At 73.7% G+C, this 19,896-nt stretch carries 17 protein-coding genes; 4 read left to right on the top strand and 13 right to left on the bottom strand.

Features of this window, described 5'->3' with window-relative positions; all coding sequences use genetic code 11:
• Positions 1 to 251: 251 nt before the first annotated feature.
• The 3 genes from OG896_RS38575 to pdxR form a co-directional block, all read right to left on the bottom strand.
• Positions 252 to 1,940, bottom strand: coding sequence for a DUF885 domain-containing protein (locus tag OG896_RS38575; RefSeq protein WP_329372988.1), 1,689 nt, complete (start codon positions 1,938 to 1,940; stop codon positions 252 to 254).
• A 218-nt stretch (positions 1,941 to 2,158) separates the two neighbouring features.
• Complete coding sequence (locus OG896_RS38580; RefSeq protein WP_329372990.1) at positions 2,159 to 3,631, bottom strand: GNAT family N-acetyltransferase; 1,473 nt, start codon at positions 3,629 to 3,631, stop codon at positions 2,159 to 2,161.
• 81 nt (positions 3,632 to 3,712) lie between these two features.
• Positions 3,713 to 5,299, bottom strand: coding sequence for a MocR-like pyridoxine biosynthesis transcription factor PdxR (pdxR, locus tag OG896_RS38585; RefSeq protein WP_443057214.1), 1,587 nt, complete (start codon positions 5,297 to 5,299; stop codon positions 3,713 to 3,715).
• Between the two features lie 47 nt (positions 5,300 to 5,346).
• On the opposite strand from pdxR, the gene OG896_RS38590 reads away from it, so the two are divergent.
• The gene (locus OG896_RS38590; protein WP_329372992.1) at positions 5,347 to 6,333 is read left to right on the top strand and encodes a DMT family transporter; all 987 of its coding nucleotides are present in this window, start codon (positions 5,347 to 5,349) and stop codon (positions 6,331 to 6,333) included.
• Positions 6,334 to 6,691: 358 nt separating this feature from the next.
• Here OG896_RS38590 and OG896_RS38595 read toward each other — a convergent pair whose 3' ends face one another.
• Both OG896_RS38595 and OG896_RS38600 read right to left on the bottom strand, forming a co-directional pair.
• A complete protein-coding gene (locus OG896_RS38595; protein WP_329372994.1) occupies positions 6,692 to 8,170 on the bottom strand; it encodes an NCS2 family permease in 1,479 nt (492 codons plus the stop codon).
• A gap of 323 nt (positions 8,171 to 8,493) precedes the next feature.
• Positions 8,494 to 9,240, bottom strand: a complete 747-nt coding sequence (locus tag OG896_RS38600) for an SDR family oxidoreductase (protein WP_329372996.1) — start codon at positions 9,238 to 9,240, stop codon at positions 8,494 to 8,496.
• 356 nt (positions 9,241 to 9,596) lie between these two features.
• On the opposite strand from OG896_RS38600, the gene OG896_RS38605 reads away from it, so the two are divergent.
• The gene (locus OG896_RS38605) at positions 9,597 to 10,361 is read left to right on the top strand and encodes a GntR family transcriptional regulator (RefSeq protein WP_329372998.1); all 765 of its coding nucleotides are present in this window, start codon (positions 9,597 to 9,599) and stop codon (positions 10,359 to 10,361) included.
• A 181-nt stretch (positions 10,362 to 10,542) separates the two neighbouring features.
• On the opposite strand, the gene OG896_RS38610 is transcribed toward OG896_RS38605, so the two are convergent.
• Both OG896_RS38610 and OG896_RS38615 read right to left on the bottom strand, forming a co-directional pair.
• Complete coding sequence (locus OG896_RS38610; protein WP_328459958.1) at positions 10,543 to 11,700, bottom strand: ROK family protein; 1,158 nt, start codon at positions 11,698 to 11,700, stop codon at positions 10,543 to 10,545.
• Positions 11,701 to 11,934: 234 nt separating this feature from the next.
• Complete coding sequence (locus tag OG896_RS38615) at positions 11,935 to 12,414, bottom strand: MmyB family transcriptional regulator (RefSeq protein ID WP_329373000.1); 480 nt, start codon at positions 12,412 to 12,414, stop codon at positions 11,935 to 11,937.
• Here OG896_RS38615 and OG896_RS38620 point away from each other — a divergent pair.
• Positions 12,371 to 12,679, top strand: coding sequence for a DUF2255 family protein (locus OG896_RS38620; protein WP_329373002.1), 309 nt, complete (start codon positions 12,371 to 12,373; stop codon positions 12,677 to 12,679). The genes OG896_RS38615 and OG896_RS38620 overlap by 44 nt on opposite strands.
• 82 nt (positions 12,680 to 12,761) lie before the next feature.
• On the opposite strand, the gene OG896_RS38625 is transcribed toward OG896_RS38620, so the two are convergent.
• Positions 12,762 to 13,505, bottom strand: a complete 744-nt coding sequence (locus tag OG896_RS38625) for an SDR family oxidoreductase (RefSeq protein ID WP_329373004.1) — start codon at positions 13,503 to 13,505, stop codon at positions 12,762 to 12,764.
• Positions 13,506 to 13,664: 159 nt separating this feature from the next.
• On the opposite strand from OG896_RS38625, the gene OG896_RS38630 reads away from it, so the two are divergent.
• Complete coding sequence (locus tag OG896_RS38630; RefSeq protein ID WP_329373006.1) at positions 13,665 to 14,627, top strand: LysR family transcriptional regulator; 963 nt, start codon at positions 13,665 to 13,667, stop codon at positions 14,625 to 14,627.
• Here the strand turns inward: OG896_RS38630 and mug are convergent.
• From mug to ctaD, 5 genes are all read right to left on the bottom strand, one after another.
• Positions 14,614 to 15,243 carry a G/U mismatch-specific DNA glycosylase gene (gene mug / locus OG896_RS38635; protein ID WP_329374558.1) on the bottom strand — a complete coding sequence of 210 codons (630 nt, stop codon included), beginning with the start codon at positions 15,241 to 15,243 and terminating at the stop codon, positions 14,614 to 14,616. The two genes, OG896_RS38630 and mug, sit on opposite strands and share 14 nt — an antisense overlap.
• A complete protein-coding gene (purB, locus tag OG896_RS38640; RefSeq protein ID WP_329373008.1) occupies positions 15,240 to 16,673 on the bottom strand; it encodes an adenylosuccinate lyase in 1,434 nt (477 codons plus the stop codon). The genes mug and purB overlap by 4 nt, the downstream gene beginning before the upstream one ends.
• A gap of 40 nt (positions 16,674 to 16,713) precedes the next feature.
• A complete protein-coding gene (locus OG896_RS38645) occupies positions 16,714 to 17,568 on the bottom strand; it encodes an SGNH/GDSL hydrolase family protein (protein WP_329373010.1) in 855 nt (284 codons plus the stop codon).
• 67 nt (positions 17,569 to 17,635) lie between these two features.
• Entirely contained in the window at positions 17,636 to 17,977 is a 342-nt protein-coding gene (locus tag OG896_RS38650; RefSeq protein WP_329373012.1) for a hypothetical protein, read from the bottom strand.
• 27 nt (positions 17,978 to 18,004) lie between these two features.
• Positions 18,005 to 19,735 carry an aa3-type cytochrome oxidase subunit I gene (gene ctaD, locus OG896_RS38655; protein ID WP_329373014.1) on the bottom strand — a complete coding sequence of 577 codons (1,731 nt, stop codon included), beginning with the start codon at positions 19,733 to 19,735 and terminating at the stop codon, positions 18,005 to 18,007.
• Between the last annotated feature and the right edge of the window lie 161 nt (positions 19,736 to 19,896).

The raw sequence follows: 19,896 nt of genomic DNA on the forward strand, positions 1-19,896 counted from the left end.
CCGAACCGCCTTGTCGCCAACGGAAGGAAGCGGGAGCCGGCACCCGCGCACACGGACCGCGGAAGGTGTGCGCGAGGAACGTGATGACCCCCTCCAGGCACCCTACGCCCTGGTCACCCGCCCCGGCAGGGCCTCCCGCGCAACTGTGCCGGCACCCCGGCGGGGCGGGTGCGGCGGGCCCGCCGATCATGGACCGCCGCACCCGCCCGCACCTGCCCGCACCTGCCCGCACCTGCCCGCGCCGTACGGGCTCAGAGCACGGACAGCTCCGCGAGGAGGTCGTCCAGGCCCAGCGAACCGAGCGAAAGCGCGGCCATGTGCCATGCCTTGAGGTCGAACGCGTCGCCGCGGGCGGCCCGGGCGGCGGCCCGTCCGGCCAGCCAGGTGCGCTCGCCCATCTTGTAGCCGATCGCCTGCGCGGGCATGCCGAGGTAGCGGATCACCTCGCTGTCGATCATCTCCCCGGGGCTGCCGTTGTGGGCGGCGAAGAAGGCGTGGCCGAGCTCCGGCGTCCAGCGCTCGCCGGGGTGGAAGGGCGAGTCGTCGGGGATGGCCAGCTCCAGGTGCATGCCGATGTCGATGATCACCCGCACCGCCCGCATCATCTGCTTGTCGAGGTAGCCCAGCCGCCGCTCCGGGTCGGTGAGGAAGCCGAGTTCGTCCATCAGCCGCTCCGCGTACAGCGCCCAGCCCTCGGCGTTCGCGCTGACGATGCCGATGGTGGCCTGGTAGCGGGAGAGGCTGTCGGCGATGTGCGCCCACTGGGCCAGCTGGAGATGGTGGCCCGGCACGCCCTCGTGGTACCAGGTGGAGACCAGGTCGTAGATCGGGAAGCGGGTGTGGCCCATCGTCGGCAGCCAGGTGCGGCCCGGGCGGCTGAAGTCCTCGGTGGGCGCGGTGTAGTAGGGCGCCGAGGCGCCGCCGGGCGGGGCGATGTGCGCCTCCACCCGCTTGACCCGCTCGGCGAGTTCGAAGTGGGTGCCGTCCAGCGCGCGGATCGCCTCGTCCATCAGGCCCTGAAGCCACTCGCGCACCTCCTCCACGCCCTCGATGACGGTGCCGTGCGTGTCGAGGTGGCGCATCACCTGCCACGGGTCGGTGTCCGGCAGGATCTTGCCCGCCTCCGCGCGCATCTCGGCGATCAGCCGGTGGAACTCCGACCAGCCGTACGCGTACGCCTCTTCCAGGTCCAGGTCGGCGCCGTTCCAGTAGCGGGACCAGCGGGCGTAGCGCTCGCGGCCCACCGTGTCGGAGGCGCCCTGGACGGCCGGCGCGTACGTGTCGCGCAGCCAGTCGCGGATCTGCGTGAAGGCGGCCGTGGCCTCGCCCGCCGCGGCGTCCGACTCGGCCCGCAGTTCGGCCGGGCTGTCGGCGGTGAGCTGGGCGAACCAGCTTCCCGCCGCGCCGTCGCCGACCCACGTGCCGAGCTGCTCGATGACGGTCTCCACCTGCTTGGGACCGCCGTGCAGGCCGCGGGCCAGCCCCTCCTCCAGCGAGGCGCGGTAGCCGGCCACCGAGGCGGGCACCGCGCGCAGCCGCGCGGCGAGGTCGGCGTGGTCCTCCGCCGTCGCGGTCGGCATCAAGGTGAAGGTCTCGCGGATGGCGTGCAGCGGGGAGTTGATGTTGCTGACCGCGCGCAGGTGCTCACCGGCCTCGTGGATCTCGATGTCGGCGGAGAGCCGGTCCCGGAGCAGGCGCGCGCAGCGCCGCTCCTGCGGGCTGTCGCCGCCGGGCCGCGCCTCGGCCTCGGCCAGCCGGGCCAGCGTCTCCCGCGCCAGGTCGGCCAGCGCCTGCGAGCCGGCGGGCGAGTGGTCGGGCAGCCGGCGGGCGCTGCCCGGCGCGCCGATGTACGTACCGAGGGACGGGTCGAGGGCGACCAGGTCGTCGACGTAGGCGTCGGCGACCTGGCGGGGCAGTGGGCTGCTGGTGAGAGTCGACATGCGGCCATCTTCGTATGACGGGTGGCGCGGCGTCACCTCGGTTGATCGCGCGGTGCCGGGGCGCCGTCGCTTCGCCCGCTCATGGCGGCAGGTGATCCGCCCGGCGGCAGGGCGGATTCACCGACTGCCCGCCGCCCGGCGGCTCCTGGCGGGCGCGCACGGTCTCGCCGCGGCCACCGGCCGCCTCGTACGCGGGTGTCCGCTCTCGCGGTACGCCGTCACACCGGGCGGTCGATCGCCGTCCAGGGCAGCGGCGCGGGCGTGCCGTCGGGCGAGGCGGGCAGCGTGGCCGTGATCACGAGGGTGCCGTCCTCGACCTGGTAGTCCAGCGGCAGGTCCAGCTCCCGCATCGCCGCGGTCATCCCGGTGTTGGTGGAGCGGGTGACCGCGTAGACGCTCTCGCGGCCCGCGTGCGCGGCGAGTTCGACGAGCCTGCGCAGCAGCGCGGCGCCGATGCCGCGGCGCTGCCAGGTGTCCTCGACGAGCAGCGCGACCTCGCTCTCGTCGCCGTCCCACAGCAGATGGCCGAGGGCGACCAGCCGACCGGCGGCGGTCTCGACCGCGAGCGACTGGCCGAAGCGCGGGCTGAGCAGGTGGGTGAGATAGCGGTCCGCGTCGCCGACGGGGCCGTGGTAGCGCTGGGTGAGGGTGCCGGGCGAGCAGCGTTCGTGCATCGCGAGCGCGGCGTCCAGGTCCTCGGGGTGGGCCCGGCGCAGGCTGATCTCCTGGCCCGCGGGGAGGGTGAGGACGTCGTGGTGGTGCGGCACGCGCACGCCGAGCCGGGCGTCCAGCTCCACCAGGGCGCGCGCCCGGGCGAATTCGGTGGGCGTGAACGGCAGGTGCTCGCGGCGCACGGTGATCACGCCACCGGACGGGTCGCGCAGCCGCATCACCGTCGGCGCGTCCGCACCGGAGCGGGCGGCCGCGGTCCGTCCGTCCTGCTCCACCGGCTCCTCGCGCCCTTCCTGCCAGCCGATGCGCGCGTCGATGCTCGCGTCGATGTCCTCGTTGATGTCCTCGTCGAGCTGCCCGGCGGGCGTCGAGCTGATCGTGCAGCGGCCGAAGAGCTGGCGCAGCGCCAGCGGCAGTTCGGCGGCGTCCAGCGCGGTGCGGGTGGCCAGAGTGAGCATCCGGGTCGGCGTGTCCACCAGGTCGTGGGCGTCGGCCCGCTCCAGCCAGGTGTCGGTGCCGCCGGCGTCCGCGACGGATGCGGCGAGGGTGGCCGCCGGGAGCGCGGCCGGCGCCCGCAGCAGGAACTCGTCCACGGTGCCGTCGGCCAGCGGGTGTGTCTGGAGGGTGACGATGTCCACCCGGTGGCCGGCCAGGGCCGTGCACACCGCGCCGAGCTTGCCGGGGGTGTCGCGTACGGTCGTGCGCATCCGCCACAGCGTGGTCGCGGCCGGGGCGGAGTCCGAGGCAGGGTCCGACGCTGTGTCCGGGACGGGGGAGGCGCCGGCCGGGGCGGGCGCGAGCCGTACGGAGCCGCGGCCGCGCCACCACGTGCCCAGACCGGCGGCGACCAGCAGCCCGCCCGCCGAGACGATCGCCAGCGCTCTCCCCTCCGGGTCGGCGCCCACCATGGCGGCCACGGGGCCCGAGGCGGCAGTCACGGCCGACAACGCGGCCACGAAAGCGAGTTCACGGCCCCTGTGACGGCGCCGTGCGGAGGCAGAGGAGGTCGGATGCGGCATACGGCAACCATGCCGAACGCGTGTTGCGCGATCACGAACACACCGTGACCGGACGGTAAAGGGGTGCTCTTTTCGGTTAACTCATCGTATGAGCCGCTTCGCCGCCTTCGGGTTCCCGCGCCGGGCGCCGTCGCCCCGGTTGCCGGCGCCCCGGCCGCCGTCGCAGGCGCCCAGCGCCCGCACCGCCCGGCCGATCGCCTCCGGTGCCAGGTGCGCGTAGCCGACCACGAGGGCGACCTCGTCCGGGGCCGGCGCGTCCGCCGTGGCCACGTCCCGGGCGGGCGCCGCGCGGTAGTCCGACAGCGGGCGCAGCCGGATACCGGCCGCCTCGGCCCGCGCGAGGAAGCTCTCCTGCGGCCCGTAAACGGCCGGCAGCGTGACGATCGCGTGCAGCCCGGCGGCGATGCCGCTGACCCGGGCGCCCGGCAGGTGCTCGGCCAGGGCCGTGACGAGGGCGTCCCGCCGCAGCCGGTAGAGCCGCTGGCAGCGGCGCAACTGCCGGTCGTACTGCCCGGTGGTGAGGAAGTGCGCGAGGACGGCCTGCTCGGTGACGGGGTTGCCCAGGTCCATGGTCCGCTTGCGCGCCGCGGCCTCCGCGACCACGTCCGGCGGTGCCACCAGCCACCCCAACCGCAGCCCCGGCGCGAGGGACTTGCTCACCGACCCGGTGTACGCGACACGGCCGGGCGCGAGTCCCTGGAGCGCGCCGACCGGCGCCCGGTCGTAGCGGAAGTCCCCGTCGTAGTCGTCCTCGACCACCAGGCCGTCCACCGACCGCGCCCAGCCGGCCAGTTCGGCGCGCCGGGGCGCGGAGTACGCCACCCCGGAGGGGAACTGGTGGCAGGGCGTCACGATCGCGGCGCGCACACCCGTGGCGGCCAGCGCGTCGACCCGCAGCCCGTCGGGATCGACCGGTACCGGCACCGCCGACAGGCCGACCGCGGCCAGCAGTTCGCGCAGTTCCGGGCTGCCCGGGTCCTCCACCGCGACCGCCCGGTGGCCACGGGCCCGCAGCACCATGCCGAGCAGGGTGTGCGCCTGCGCCACCCCGGAGACCACCATCACCTGGTCCGGCTCCGCGGCCACGCACCGGCGCCGTACGAGCAGTTCGGCCAGCGCCTGGCGCAGCTCCGGCAGGCCGCGCGGATCGGGGTAGCCGAACGCGGTGTGCGGCAGCCGGGCCACGATCCTGCGGTGCGCGGCCGACCACGCCGCCCGCGGGAAGAGCGAGAGGTCCGGCAGGCCCGGCCGCAGGTCCGCGGGGCCGCCCCGGTCGTCCTCGGCGAAGCCGCTCGCCACGGGCACCGCGGGGCCGGCGGAGGTCCGCGCCACCCAGGTGCCCGACCCCTGCCGGCCGGTCAGATAGCCCTCGGCGGTCAACTGCTCGTAGGCGTCGGTCACCACGCCCCGCGACACGCCCAGATCGGCGGCCAGCGCCCGGCTCGACGGCATCCGCACCCCGGCCGCCAGGCGCCCGGAGCGCACTTCCTCCCGCAGCGCCGACCGGAGCGCCCGGCCGCGCCCGCGCGGGGCGACGTCCAGCGACGGCAGCAGCACCTCCCACGCGGCCATGCCACCGGGACGCGCGCCCGGCGGATCGGCCGGCGCGTCGCCCGACTCGCCGCCGGACCCGCCGCCCGCCGCTGAAGTGGTTCCCCTACTTCCCATGAAAGTGGACCTTAAAGCAGACCGCCTCGCGTCCGTACGGTCCGGGTATGAACTCCTCCTCCCGCAGCGGCGCGCTCTTCGCCGCGGTCGCCTGCGTCCTGGTGGGCGCGTCCTTCACCGCCGGCGGCGCGCTCGTCCACTACCCGCACGCCGGCGGCCAGGCACTGCGCTACGGCGCCGCGTTCCTGCTGCTGGCCGGTCCGGCGTGCCGCGGTGGGAGCGGCCGGCTGCGCGCGCTCGGCGTACGGCGGTGGGCGCTGGTCGCGGCCGTCGCCGCGGTCGGCATGGTCGGCTTCAACCTGTCGGTGCTCGCGGCGGAGCGCACCGCGCAACCCGCGGTGCCCGGCGTGCTGGTGGGCTGCGCGCCCGTGGTGGTGGCCGTGCTGGTCCCGCTGGCCGCGGGACGCCGGCCGGGCAGGGCCGTCACCGGGGGAGCGGTGCTGGTGGCGGCGGGCGCGTTCGCCGTGCAGGGCTGGGGCGGCACGGACAGCCGGGGCCTGACCTGGTCGGTGGCGGCGCTGGGCGGCGAGGTGGGCTTCGCGTTGCTGGCTGCGCCGCTGGTACGGCCGCTGGGCCCGCTGCTGCTGTCCACCTGCGTCTGCGGGTTCGCCGCGGTGGAGGCCGCGGTGCTCGCCGCGGTCGGCGACGGGTTCCGTACCCCGACCGGACCCGAGGCGCTGGCGCTGGGCTGGCAGGCGGTCGTCGCGACCGTGATCGGGTTCGTGTGCTGGTATGCCGGGTTCCAGCGGCTGGGCACCGAGCGGGCCACGCTCTTCTCCGGGCTGATCCCGGTCTCGGCGGCGCTGACCGCGCCGGTGGTCTCGGTCGGGACGCTGGGGGCGGGCCAGTTGGCCGGCAGCGCGCTGGTCGCGGCGGGCGTGGCGGTCGGCTCGGGCGCGCTGCGCGGGGTACGCGGGGTACGCGGGCGGGCGTACGGTTCCGGCGGCGGCTCGGCGCTGTGGGAGGCCCCCGGTACGGCGGTGGGCGGCCCGGCGGGCGGGGAGGAACCGGTGCCGGCGGCGCGTCGGCGCTGAGCGGGGGCGGGCCGGGGCGGCTCGGGAGGGCCGGTCGCGGGTGCGGCGGAGCGGTGCGGGAACGGCGGGGCGCACAGGTCGGAAACCCCGTTCGCATTTATGCGCGCGGGGCGGGAACTCCGCCGGGATGGGGGGAGTTGTCTCAGTACGGGCCGGTGCGCGCACCGGCTCGGCCAGCGGCTCCGACCGGGCGCCCCCGTCCCGGTCGGAGCTTCGAAGCCCGTCCGCGTGTCTGCCGGCCCCCTCCTCCGGCGGACCGCGGACGGTGCGGGCCCGGCGGGCACGCCGGTTCCGTACGGCCGTCGGGCCGCTCGTCCGCGGGAGCGCGGTCCCGGCCGGACCGCCCGCCGGGGCCGGGCTACTTGACGCCGAACGCCTGCTGGAGCGGGTCGATCGCGAAGTAGGCGAGGAAGAAGAGCGACACGCACCACACCAGCGGGTGCACCTCGCGGATCTTGCCGAGCGCCGTCTTGAGCACGACGTAGGACAGGAAGCCGGCGCCGATGCCGTTGGTGATGCTGTAGGTGAAGGGCATCACCGCGATGGTCAGGAACGCCGGGATGGCGGTGTCGTACTCGGTCCAGTCGATGGTGCGCACCTGCGCCATCAGCAGGAAGCCGACCGCGACCAGCGCCGGCGCCGCCGCCTGCGAGGGCACCACCCCGGCCAGCGGCGACAGGAAGAGCGCCAGCGCGAACAGCACGCCGGTCACCACGCTCGCCAGCCCGGTGCGGGCCCCCTCGCCGACGCCCGCCGCCGACTCCACGTACGCGGTGTTGGAGGACGACGACGCCATGCCCCCGGCGACCGCCGCCGCGCCGTCGATGAACAGCACCCGGCCGATGTTCGGCACCCGGCCCTCCTCGTCGAGCAGGCCCGCCTCGCTGGAGATGCCGACGATCGTGCCCATCGCATCGAAGAAGTCCGACAGCACCAGCGTGAACACCGACAGGACGCAGGTCACCACACCGGCGTCGCGGAACCCGCCGAACAGGCTGAACTGGCCGACCAGTCCGAAGTCCGGGGTGGAGACGGCCTTGTGCGGAACGCTCGGCGGGTTGAGCCCCCAGGCCAGGTCGGGGATGTCCGCGATCTTGTTGACGACGAGCGCCACGATCGTCATGACCACGATGCTGATCAGGATCGCGCCGCGCATCCGGCGCGCGACCAGGGAGATGGTGAGCAGGACGCCGACGCAGAAGACCAGGACCGGCCAGCCGGTGAGGGTGCCGGTCCCGCCGAGCTGCACCGGGGTGGTGGTATTGGCCGCGTCCGGGATACGGCTGACGAACCCGGCGTCGACCAGGCCGATGAAGGCGATGAACATGCCGATGCCGACGGCGATCGCCTTCTTGATCGCCTGCGGGATGGCTTCCATGATCGCCTGCCGCAGGCCGGTGACGACCAGCACGCAGATCAGCAGGCCCTCCAGGACGACCAGGCCCATCGCGTCCGGCCAGCTCATCTTGGGCGCCAGCTGGTAGGCGACCACGGCGTTGAGGCCGAGCCCGGTGGCGATGGCCAGCGGCAGGTTGCCGCCCACGCCCATGATCACCGTCATCACCGCGGCCACGAGCGCGGTGACGGTCAGCACCTGCGCCGGGGAGAGGCTGGTGCCGTACTTGTCCAGCACCGGGTGGGCTTTGCTGCCGCTGAGGATGAGCGGGTTGAGCACCAGGATGTAGGCCATCGCGAAGAAGGTCGCGAGCCCGCCCCGCACCTCCCGCCCGGGCGTGGAACCCCGCTGGGATATCCGGAACCAGCGTTCCAGCAGGTGGCCGGCCGGCGGCGGCGCGGGTGCGGGCTTCACGGCGTCGTCGGCGACGGAACCGGGCATGGTGCTCCTCTGAAGTTGTCCGAAGTCGGTTGCGGGGCAACCGGATTGTGCCCCCGCGAGGCGCCGCGCGGGTTACCCCCGGGTTACCCCGTATCACCGTCGGGTTTCGGCCATGCTCAGGTCAACACTTGTGCCGCGGAAAGATCACCGCGGATGCGGCTCGACGCGGTGGGGGAGGCGTGCGGAGCGGGTGGGTTGCCCCGCCGCCCGGTCCGTACGCCGCCCGATACGCCGCCGCCCGGTCCGCCCGGTCCGCCTGGGACGCCCGCCGCCGGTGCCGCCCGCTCGGTCCGCCGCCCGCTCGGTCCGCCGCCCGCCGGTGGCTACAGCCCGCCGGTCACCCGCAGGACCGCACCCGTGGTGTACGACGCGTCGGGCGAGAGCAGCCACGCCACCGCGCCGGCCACCTCCTCCGGCTGCCCGGGGCGCCGCATCGGGATGCGGTCGCTCTTGCGCCACGGCCGCTGCGCGTCACCCATCGCCGCGTGGATGTCGGTCACGATCATCCCGGGCTGCACGGAGTTGACCCGCACGCCCTCCTCGGCCAGTTCTTTCGACAGGCCGACCGTCATCGCGTCGACCGCCGACTTGCTCGCCGCGTAGTGCACGTACTCACCGGGGCTGCCCAGCGTGGCCCCGCCCGAGGAGATGTTCACGATCGCGCCGCCCTCCCCGCCGTACCGTGTGGACATGTCCAGCACCGCGCGGCGGGCACAGATCAGCGCGCCCATCACGTTGACGTCGACGACCCGGCGCATCACCTCGACCGGGGTCTCCGCGAACCGGCCGAGCGGGCCGGTGATGCCCGCGTTGTTCACCAGGCCGGTGGCGGGGCCGAGTTCGTCGCGCACCGCGCCGAAGAACGTGTCGACCTGCTGCTCGTCGCTGGTGTCGACCTGGTGCACCAGGCAGGTGCCGCCGCCCGCGCGGATCTGCCGGGCCACGTCCTCCGCGGCGTCCTTCGCCCGCTCGTAGCCGATCGCGACCTGGTGGCCGGCGGCGGCCAGCCGCAGCGCCACCGCCGCCCCGATGCCGCGGCTGCCGCCCGTGACCACGGTGACCTGCTCCATCGCCCTGCTCCTCGCTGTGCCGTTCGCCATGTCGCGCTGTGTTCGTGCCGTGTCCGTGCCGTGCGGCGTCGTGCCCTCGGCGCCTGCTCGGCCCGGCCGTGCTCCGTCCCCGCTCTGTCCCGCGGAGATCACGAACGCTATTGCAGCACACCGTCAACATCGTATGAACGTCACATGTATCCGGTTCCGCCACGCATGGGTGGGTTCGAGGATTGGTCTTGACCAAGTTTGCGACGCGCCTCTATCGTCCTAGTAGTGCAAGGACCTTTAATAAACACTGGTTCGGAAACAAGGCTTAACAAGGTGTGACCCCGGCAGGGTCCGGCGGCCACGACCACGGCGATTGCGAGGACAGGGTGGGGACCACGCAGCTCGAAGCGGTGCAGGAGCCGAAGTACTGGCACCTCAAGACCGTGCTGAACGACGCCCTCGACTCGGAGTTCGAGGTCGGCGAGATCCTGCCCAACGAGCGTGACCTCGCCGCGCGCTTCGGCGTCGCGCGGGCCACGCTCCGCCAGGCGCTCGAACAGCTCGAGCTGGAGGGCCGGCTCCAGCGCAGGCGCGGCGTGGGCACCACCGTGGCGCCGCCCAGGATCGGCGTGGCCGTCGGCCCGTCGGCGAACGTGTGGCCAGGTGCCGTGCGCGACGCCTGGAACACCGTGGGCTGCGTCGAGGCCGCCGCCCCCGCCCCGATCGCCGCGCTGCTCGGCACCGACCGCGAGGAGGCGGTGCACACCGTCCGGCGCGAGCGGGTCACCCAGGGCCAGCCGGTCGCCACCGAACTGCTCTACGTGCCGGCCGCGTCCGTGCCCGGGCTGTCGACGCTGCTCACCCCGGCCGAGCACGGCCCCGCGGTGCTGCGCGAACTGCACGTCCTGGAGCTGGAGGGCGAGGACCGCTCCGTCGAGCTGGGCTCGGCCCGCGCCGAGGACGCCAAGCAGCTCGACCGGCTGCCCGGCGCGCCCGTCCTGGTGGTCACCACCCGCTACTATGCGGCCGGCCGCGTCGCCGCCGCCTCCGTCGCGACGTACCGCGCCGACACCTGCCGGCTCACCTTCGGCGACTCCGGCGCGCTGGAAGTGCTGCACGACCAGCCCGGCAGCCGCCGCCAGGCGTCCTGACGGCCGGGCCCGTACCCGGCCCGCCCGCGCTCCACCCCCGGCCCGCTTCCGTGAACCACGGGAGCGGGCCGCGGTCGTGCGCGTACGGCGCCGCGCGTCCCGGGCCGGTACCGGCGCCGTGCGCGGTACGCCGTATCCGACCCGGTTCGACCGGCCGGCCGCCCCGACCGGCCGAGTCCGCTCAGTGCCGGGGCAGCGACGTCTGCTCGACCGCGAACAACTGCTCCTCCACGTGGTCCAGCGCCAGCCGCAGCGCCCCCGTGGCGATCGCCTCCTGGCCCAGCGCGGACAGCACCACGTTCGGCGGCCGCAGGCAGTAACGCGCCAACTCCGCGCGCAGCGGCTCCAGTACGCCGTCGAGACCCGCCGCCCAGCCGCCGACCACCACCAGTTCCGGGTCGATCGCCAGCACCAGCGCGGCCACGTCGTGCACCAGCCGGCGCAGGAACCGGTCCAGCGCGTCCTTCGCCTGCACATCGCCCTCGCGGGCCAGCGCGAACACCCGCTCCACGGCGGGCTCGTCCAGCGGGTGCAGCGGGGTCCCGGTGGTCGACAGCAGGTGCTCGGGGGTCACCTCGCGCCCCAGCAGGTGCAGCGCGCCGATCTCCCCGGCCGCGCCGCCGAAACCGCGGTGCAGCCGCCCCCCGATCAGCGAACCGGCGCCCGGGCTCAGCCCGGCCAGCACGAACACCACGTCGTCCGTGCCGACCGCGGCGCCCTTCCAGTGCTCGGCGACCGCGGCCAGGTTCGCGTCGTTCTCCACCAGCACCGGGCAGCGGAAGGAGCGTTGCAGCCGCTCGCCGAGCGCCAGCCCGGTCCAGCCCGGCAGCGCCGTGCCCAGCCGCACCTCGCCGCCCGCCTCCACGATGCCCGGGCTGCCCACCCCCACCGCCCACAGCGTGCTGCGCGCCACGCCGGCCTTGCGCAGCAGGTCGGCGACGGTGCCGCGGACCCGGTCGATCCGGTCGTCGGCGCCGGCCGCCTCCGCCACGTCGTGGCCGAGCGTGTCCAGCACCTGGCCGCTGAGGTCGGACAGGACCGCCCGTACCTGGTGCGCGCCGATCTCGACGCCCAGCAGGTGCCCGGCCTCGGCGTGGAAGCGGAACCGGCGGGCCGGCCGGCCCTGCTTGCGGGTGTCGCCCGGCTCCGGGGCGACCTCGACCACCAGGTCCGACTCGGTGAGTCCCTCGATGACGCCCTCGACCGTCGGGCGGGACAGCCCGGTGGTGTGCACCAGCTCGGTGAGCGTGGGGGTCTGCGCTCCGCGCAACGCGTGGAGGACGACCGCGGAGTTGATCCGCCGGAGCAGGGACGGGTCCCCACCGGTGAGGCGCTCCAAGGTGTGTCCTCCCAGCCTGTACCTGTGTGTGGCGGATCGTACCCGGCGCGGAGCCACCCGGCGAGTGCCACCGGGCACCCTTCCGCCCGACTGCGCCCGACCACGCCCGGCGAGCCCCGCAGCGGCCTGCCGCGTGCCACCGCCGCACACCGTACGACCTGCTGGGACGCCGGCGCAGCGGAGCCCGGATGCCGGCCGGCATCGGGTCGCGTCGGTGTCCGCGCGGCGAAGTTATCAGGGTTGCGACGAGGCGCGCGCGGGGCGGGGTCCGCTGGACCACCGCAGGAGGAAGTCCAGCGCGTCGCGGGACTTCGCGTCGTGGGCGGTGTACGCGGCCAGCAACTGGTCGGCGTCGGTGTCGACGGACAACTGCTGGACGTCCAGGGTCAGCTCGCCGGCGGTGGGGTGGCGCATGCGCTTGGTCAACTGCCGGGGCCCGGCCACGCGGTAGTCGGCCCACCAGGCGCGGAAGTCCGCGTCCTTCTCGTTCAGCTCGGCGATCAGGGCGCCGAGGTCCGGGTCGTCGGGGTGCCGGCCGGACTCCATGCGCAGCACCGCGACGCACTCGCGGGCCACCACCGGCCAGTCCACGTACTGCGCGCGGAAGGCGTCGTCGAGGAAGGTCAGGCGGATGATGTTGCGCCGGGCCGGGGGCAGCGCGGCGAAGTCGGTGAGCAGGGCGGCCGCCGCGCGGTTCCAGGCCAGGACGTCCATCCGCCTCCCGGGGCCCTCGTCCCGCTGGTTCCGGGCCACCCAGGAACGGCACCGCGGCGCCGTCCGCCTGGACGGCACCGTACGGCAGGTCGCCTTCGACGTCCCCGCGTGGACGGACGCGCGGCTGACGCGGGCGATCGACGACGCGTACGCGCGCAAGTACGGGGACGTCGGCGCGATGAGCGACCGGATGCGGGCGGCCACCGTCCGGATCGCGCCTCTGGGGGACGGGCGGGCCGGCGCGGACGCGGTAGCCGCGGGCTGACGGGCGGTCGGTGCGGGTCGACGGGCTGGCGGGCGGTCGGGCGGGAGCGGGCATCGGTCCGCTCCCGCCCGTGGCACGGGCCTCAGAGCTGGGAGCCGCCGCCGTCCACCGCGAGTTCGGCGCCGGTGGTGTACGTGGCGTCGAAGGCGAGGAAGGCGACCGCCCTGGCGACCTCCGCCGGGGTGCCCACGCGCAGCATCGGGATGTCCGCGGCCATCTGGGCCACGGTCGCCTCCACCGCTTCCTTGGGCATCGTCTTCTCCAGGATGCCGGTGTCGATCGGGCCGGGGCTCACCGCGTTGACCCGGACTTTCCGCGGCAGCAGCTCACGGGCCAGGCTGCGGGTCATCGAGCGCAGCGCCGCCTTGCTCGCCGCGTAGGCGCTCAGCGCGGGAAGTCCCAGCACGTTGGCGACGGAGGTGGTCAGCACCACGCCGCTCCCCTCGGCCAGCAGCGGGGCGAGCTTCTGCACCGTGAAGTACGGCCCCTTGGCGTTGATCGTCAGCAACTCGTCGAAGAGCTGCTCGCTTGTCGCCTCGAACGGTGCGAAGCCGCTGATCCCGGCATTGGCGAACAGCGCGTCCACCGTGCCGAGTTCGGCCTTCACGTGGTCGGCCAGCGCGTCGATGTCGGACAGCGACGACGCGTCGCTGCGCACCGCGACCGCGTCGCCGCCGAGCTGCTCGCGGGCCGCGTCCAGGGCGTCCTGGCCGCGTCCGGTGACGAGGACCCGGGCGCCCTCACCCACCAGGAGGCGGGCGGTGGCCAGCCCCAGCCCGCTGCTGCCCCCGGTGATCACGACGTTCATTCCTTCGTACCTGCCCATGGCGGACACCCTCTGTTCCAGGAGTCGGTTTCCGGTTCACGTCCCTCCGGGCCGGCCTCGGTGGGGACACGTTCGAGTCAACAGCCGCCCGGGCAGGGGCGTCCAAGACCCGTTTCGCACCACGTCATGCGGAATCCGCATCACGAGTAGGCTGGCGGCATGCCCGACGACGCCCCGCCCGCGGCGGCATCCGGTCCGGACGCCGCCTCCGACCCCGGACCGGACCTCGACCTGCGGCTGGTGCGGTACTTCGTGGTCGTCGCCGAGCACCTGCACTTCGCCAGGGCCGCGCAGGCGCTGCACGTCGCCCAGCCCTCGCTGAGCCGGCAGATCCAGCGGCTGGAGGACACCCTCGGCGTGCGGCTGCTGGACCGCACCACGCAGGGCAGCGCCCTCACCCCGGCCGGAGCGGCCTTCCTGCCGCAGGCGCAGGGGCTCCTCCAGGCCGCGGGCCAGGCGACGCGCACCGCCCGCTCCGCGGCGCGGGCCCACACCATCACCGTCGGATACGTCGAGGACCTCGTCGTCACCGCCGCGGTGCGCGAACTGCGCCGCCGCTACCCCGAGGCCCACGTCCGCACCCGGCACCTGGACTGGAACGAGACGCGTGCCCTGCCCGACCGCAAGGTCGACGTGCTCGTCGCCCGCACCCCGCTGCCCATCCCGGACGACGGCCTGCGCGTGGGCGTGCTCTACGACGAGCCGCGCGTGCTGCTGGTGCCCGCGGACCACCGCCTGGCCGGCAAGGAGTCGGTCGGCCCGGACGACTTCGCGGGGGAGCCCCTCATCGCCTGCGCCGGAATGGCCGCGGTCTGGACCGCGTTCTGGCGGCTGAACCCGCATCCGGACGGCGGTTCCGCCCCGCTCGGCCCGCTGCTCGCCGAGACCTTCGAGGACAAGCTCGAAGGCGTCGCGGACGGGCGCTCCATCGCCCTGGTGCCCGCCTACGACCGCCGGTGCGCCGACCGGGACGACCTCGCCGTGGTGCCGGTCGACGGGATCGAGCCGTGCCAGGTGGTCGTCGCCACCCGGGCCGGCGACCGTAACCCGCTGGTGGCCGGGTTCCGGGAGGCGGCGGGCCGCCTGCTGCGGCCTCCGCGGGGGGAGTTCAGCCGCTCCTGAGCCGGGCGCCGGGCGCCACCGCCGCAGCGGAGCCCGCGTCCGTGTCCGGGGCCGGGTCAGGGGCCGTGCCCGTCCGGTTCTCGGCGAAGGCCGCCACGCGCAGCCGGGCGAACTCCTCGGCCAGGGCCGCCGGCGTCCAGTGCGCGTTCAGGCCGCTGGGGCTGGGCAGCACCCAGACCCGGGTGGTGCCCAGCGTGCGCTCCTGCGGCCCGACCACGGCGTGCTTGTCGGCGAACGCGATCCGGTACGCGGTGACGCCGAGTACCGCGAGCCACCGCGGCCGGTGCCGGGCCACCTTCGCGGTCAGCGCCCGGCCGCCCGCGACCAGTTCCTCCGCGGTCAGCTCGTCGGCCCGCGCGGTCGCCCGCGGCGCCACGTTCGTGAGCCCGAAGCCGAGCGCGAGCACGTCCTCCTGCTCGGTGGGCGCGTACCGGCGCGGGGTGAAACCGGAGGCGTGCAGCGCCGGCCAGAACCGGTTGCCCGGCCGGGCGAAGTGCTCGCCCCGGTACGCCGACATCAACCCCGGGTTGATCCCGCAGAACAGCACGTTGAGCCCCGGCCCGACCACGTCCCGCAGGGTGCGGGTGCGGGCCTGCGCCAGTTCCTCCGGCGTCAGAGGATCGCCCCCGGCCGGTACGCCGCCGCGCGCGGGTACGCCTTGACGACCTCCTCGACCCGGCGCGCGACCTCCGCGACCTGATCGCCTGCGGCGCCGGTGAACGACAGCCGGTCGGCCATCAGCGCGTCCAGCGCGGCCCGGTCCAGCGGGATACGCGGGTCGGCGGCGAGCCGGTCCAGCAGCTCGTTGCGCTCGGTGCCCTGCTCGCGCATGGCCAGCGCCGACGCGACCGCGTTCTCCTTGATCGCCTCGTGCGCGGCCTCCCGGCCCACCCCGGCCCGCACCGCGCCCATCAGCACCTTCGTGGTGGCCAGGAACGGCAGGTAGCGGTCCAGCTCGCGAGAGACGACCGCCGGGAACGCCCCGAACTCGTCGAGCACCGTCAAGAACGTCTCCAGCAGCCCGTCGAACGCGAAGAACGCGTCCGGCAGCGCCACCCGGCGCACCACCGAGCAGGACACGTCGCCTTCGTTCCACTGGTCGCCGGAGAGCTCACCGGTCATCGAGGCGTAGCCGCGCAGCACCACCATCAGGCCGTTGACCCGCTCGCAGGAGCGGGTGTTCATCTTGTGCGGCATCGCCGAGGAGCCGACCTGCCCGGGCTTGAAGCCCTCGGTGACCAGTTCATGCCCGGCCATCAGCCGGATCGTCTTGGCCAGCGACGAGGGCGCCGCGGCCAGTTGCACCAGCGCGGTCACCGCCTCGTAGTCCAGCGACCGCGGGTAGACCTGGCCGACGGAGCTGAACGTCCGCGAGAAGCCCAGGTGTTCGGCGACCCGGTGCTCCAGCTCGGCGAGCCGGCCGCTGTCCCCGCCGAGCAGGTCCAGCATGTCCTGCGCGGTGCCGACCGGGCCCTTCACGCCGCGCAGCGGATACCGCGCCAGCAGCTCCTCGACCCGCCCGAACGCCACCAGCAGCTCGTCGGCCGCGGTGGCGAACCGCTTGCCGAGCGTGGTCGCCTGCGCCGCGACGTTGTGCGAGCGGCCCGCCATCACCAGCTCGCCGTACTGCCCGGCGAGCTGGCCGAGCCGGGCGAGCACCGCGACCGTGCGGTCCCGCGCGTGCTCAAGGGACAGCCGGATCTGCAACTGCTCGACGTTCTCGGTCAGGTCGCGCGAGGTCATGCCCTTGTGCACCTGCTCGTGCCCGGCAAGCGCGTTGAACTCCTCGATCCGCGCCTTCACGTCGTGCCGGGTGACCTTCTCGCGCTCCGCGATCGAGTCGAGGTCGACCTGCTCCAGCACCCGCTCGTAGTCCTCGACGGCCCCCGCCGGCACCTCGATGCCCAGGTCCGCCTGGGCGCGCAGCACCGCCAGCCACAGCCGGCGCTCCAGCACCACTTTCTGCTCGGGCGACCACAGCGCGGCCAGCTCCGCGGAGGCATAGCGACCGGCGAGGACATTCGGGATACGCGGCTTGGCTGTCACGTGGGGAGATTCTACTGGTCGCGCGGGGTGTCCCGTACGGTCAGCCCTCGCCGCTCGGGACCGTGCGCGCGGCACCCCGCGCGTAGGACGGGGCGGACGGCAGGTCGCCGGGCAGGTCGTACGGCAGCAACTCGGCGCGCTTGGGGCTGCGGCCGTCGCCGCTGGACCGCCCGGTCAGGCGGCGGCCGATCCACGGCAACAGGTGGGCGCGGGTGAAGCGCAGGTCGGACACGCGGCGGGCGGCCCAGCCGGCACGCACCTCCGGCGGCAGCGGGCTGGTCCACTCCGCCTGCTCGGGTAGGCCGAGCGCCTGCCAGACCGCCTCGGCGACCCGTTCGTGGCCCTCCGCGGTCAGATGCAGCCGGTCCTCGGCCCACATCCGTGCGTCGCCCAGCACCTGTGCCCCGTACAGGTCGACGACGACCGCGCCGTGCGCGGCCGCCAGCGACTCCACGAAGTCGAACAGCTCCACCATCCGCGGCAGGAACCGCGTCGCCACCGGGCCCCGCCTGATCGGGCTGCGCATCAGCACCAGGCGGTCGCAGGCCGGGGCGAGGCGCTGCACGCAGCTCTCCAGCACCTCGCACACCGCCGCCACGTCGCAGCCGGGCCGCAGGACGTCGTTGAGCCCGCCGACCAGCGTGATCACGTCCGGGCGCATCGCGGCCGCCGCGTCCACCTGCTCGTCGGAGATCTGCCGGATCAGCTTGCCGCGCACCGCGAGGTTGGCGTACCGCACGCCCTCGCCGCCCGCTTCCCGGGACGCGGCCGCCAGCCGCGCCGCGAGCAGGTCCGCCCACCCGCGGTACGAACCGTCGGGCAGCAGGTCCGACATGCCCTCGGTGAAGGAGTCCCCGACGGCGACGAGGCTGGAGTACGTGGCTGGCGTCTGCATGGCACGCAGATCCTACCGGCGGGAAACGCGGTGGTGGCGGCGCCCCCGGCGCCGCCGGTGTGTGCCGTCAGCGGGTCAGGTACGCGGCGGCGCCCAGCGCGCCGGCCGTCGCCCCGGCGCCGACCACGGCGGCCGCCACGCAGCGCCTTCTGAGGTACTCGTAGCGCTCGCCGTACTCGCCGCGCAGCTCCGCGGCGCGGTCGATGACGCGCCGCAGCGTCTCGCGGGACAGCCGCACCCGGTCGGCGACATAGACCCGTTCGACCTCCTCGCGCTGCGCGGTGGTCAGCCAGGGCAGATGGGCGGTGAAACCGGCAGCCTCGCGGCGCGCCTGCGCCAGCTCCGCGTTCCACAGCAGGTAGCCCTCGATCCGGTCGAGCCCTGAGTGGTCGTTCCTGTCCGCGCCCACGCGTGGGTCCCGTCCGGTCGTCGGCAGCTACTGGTGGGTGTCGCCCCGCGGCACGGTGATGGAGCGGTCGGGCCGGTGCGAGGCGTCGTCGAGGGTCGAGATCTCCGGGTGGTGCAGGTCGAACGCCGGGGACTCGGACCGAATCCGGGGCAGCGTGACGAAGTTGTGCCGCGGCGGCGGGCAGGAGGTCGCCCACTCCAGCGAACGGCCGTAGCCCCACGGGTCGTCGACCCCGACCTTCTTGCCGTACTTCGCGGTCTTCCACACGTTGTAGAGGAACGGCAGCATCGACATGCCGAGCAGGAAGGAACTGATGGTGGAGACCGTGTTGAGCGTGGTGAAGCCGTCGGCCGCGAGGTAGTCCGGGTAGCGGCGCGGCATTCCGATGACGCCCAGCCAGTGCTGGACCAGGAAAGTCCCGTGGAAGCCGAAGAACAGCGTCCAGAAGGTGATTTTGCCGAGCCGCTCGTCGAGCATCTTGCCGGTCATCTTCGGCCACCAGAAATGGAATCCGGCGAACATCGAGAACACCACGGTGCCGAAGACCACGTAGTGGAAGTGCGCGACCACGAAATAGGAGTCCGAGACGTGGAAGTCCAGCGGTGGCGACGCCAGGATGACGCCGGTCAGCCCGCCGAAGAGAAACGTGATAAGGAAGCCGATCGACCACAGCATCGGCGTCTCGAAACTCAGCGAGCCCTTCCACATGGTGCCGATCCAGTTGAAGAACTTCACCCCGGTCGGTACCGCGATCAGGAAGGTCATGAACGAGAAGAACGGCAGCAGCACCGAGTCGGTGACGTACATGTGGTGCGCCCACACCGTCACCGAGAGGCCGGCGATGGCGATCGTCGCCGCGACCAGCCCCAGATATCCGAAGATCGGCTTGCGGGAGAAGACCGGGATGATCTCGGTGATGATCCCGAAGAACGGCAACGCGATGATGTACACCTCGGGATGGCCGAAGAACCAGAACAGGTGCTGCCACAGGATCGCGCCCCCGTTGGCCGCGTCGAAGACGTGCGCCCCGAACTTCCGGTCGGCCTCCAGGCACAGCAGCGCGGCGGCCAGCACCGGGAAGGCGAAGAGGACCAGCAGCGAGGTGAGCACCACGTTCCAGCAGAAGATCGGCATCCGGAACATCGTCATGCCGGGGGCGCGCATGCAGATGATCGTGGTGATGAAGTTGACGGCGCCGAAGATCGTGCTGAAGCCCGTCATCACCAGGCCCATGATCCACATGTCGGCGCCGATGCCGGGCGAGTTGATCGCGTTGTTCAGCGGCGAGTACGCGAACCAGCCGAAGTCGGCCGCGCCCTGCGGGGTGAGGAATCCGCCGACCGCGATCAGCGAGCCGAAGAGATAGAGCCAGTAGGCGAGCATGTTCAGCCGCGGGAAAGCGACATCGGGCGCGCCGATCTGCAGCGGCATGATCCAGTTGGTGAATCCCGAGAACAGCGGTGTCGCGAACAGCAGCAGCATCACGGTACCGTGCATCGTGAACGCCTGGTTGTACTGTTCCGCGGACAGGAACTGAAGGCCGGGGCGGGCGAGTTCGGCCCGCATCAGCAACGCCATGATGCCGCCGATGAGGAAGAAGGCGAACGTCGTCACCAGGTACATCGTGCCGATGGTCTTGTGATCGGTGGTGGTCGCCCAGCTCACGAACACGCTGCCCGGGCGCTTCCGCTTGGCCGGCACCTCGTCCTCGTACGAATCGTCGACGCCGACCGGCTCCGCGGTGCTGCCAGCCGTCACTTCATCACTCCCCGAAATCGACGCCGGCCGGTCATCGGCCGTAGTGGAAGAATGGCAATCCACCAGGTCTTTTCCGAAGCGGCCTCGCCGAGAGGTCAGCCGGGTTGATCAATAATCGGGTAGATCGAAAGTCGGGAATGCGCATTGCGCGGCACACCGGA

The organism is Streptomyces sp. NBC_00669 (assembly GCF_036226785.1).
GTDB lineage: Bacteria > Actinomycetota > Actinomycetes > Streptomycetales > Streptomycetaceae > Actinacidiphila.

Excerpts from the sequence above, each read along its gene's own strand:
- OG896_RS38575 (WP_329372988.1), bottom strand. The coding sequence starts at position 1,940 with ATGTCGACTCTCACCAGCAGCCCACTGCCCCGCCAGGTCGCCGACGCC.
- OG896_RS38580 (WP_329372990.1), bottom strand. The coding sequence starts at position 3,631 with ATGCCGCATCCGACCTCCTCTGCCTCCGCACGGCGCCGTCACAGGGGC.
- pdxR (WP_443057214.1), bottom strand. The coding sequence starts at position 5,299 with ATGGGAAGTAGGGGAACCACTTCAGCGGCGGGCGGCGGGTCCGGCGGC.
- OG896_RS38590 (WP_329372992.1), top strand. The coding sequence starts at position 5,347 with ATGAACTCCTCCTCCCGCAGCGGCGCGCTCTTCGCCGCGGTCGCCTGC.
- OG896_RS38595 (WP_329372994.1), bottom strand. The coding sequence starts at position 8,170 with ATGCCCGGTTCCGTCGCCGACGACGCCGTGAAGCCCGCACCCGCGCCG.
- OG896_RS38600 (WP_329372996.1), bottom strand. The coding sequence starts at position 9,240 with ATGGAGCAGGTCACCGTGGTCACGGGCGGCAGCCGCGGCATCGGGGCG.
- OG896_RS38615 (WP_329373000.1), bottom strand. The coding sequence starts at position 12,414 with ATGGACGTCCTGGCCTGGAACCGCGCGGCGGCCGCCCTGCTCACCGAC.
- OG896_RS38625 (WP_329373004.1), bottom strand. The coding sequence starts at position 13,505 with ATGGGCAGGTACGAAGGAATGAACGTCGTGATCACCGGGGGCAGCAGC.
- OG896_RS38630 (WP_329373006.1), top strand. The coding sequence starts at position 13,665 with ATGCCCGACGACGCCCCGCCCGCGGCGGCATCCGGTCCGGACGCCGCC.
- OG896_RS38645 (WP_329373010.1), bottom strand. The coding sequence starts at position 17,568 with ATGCAGACGCCAGCCACGTACTCCAGCCTCGTCGCCGTCGGGGACTCC.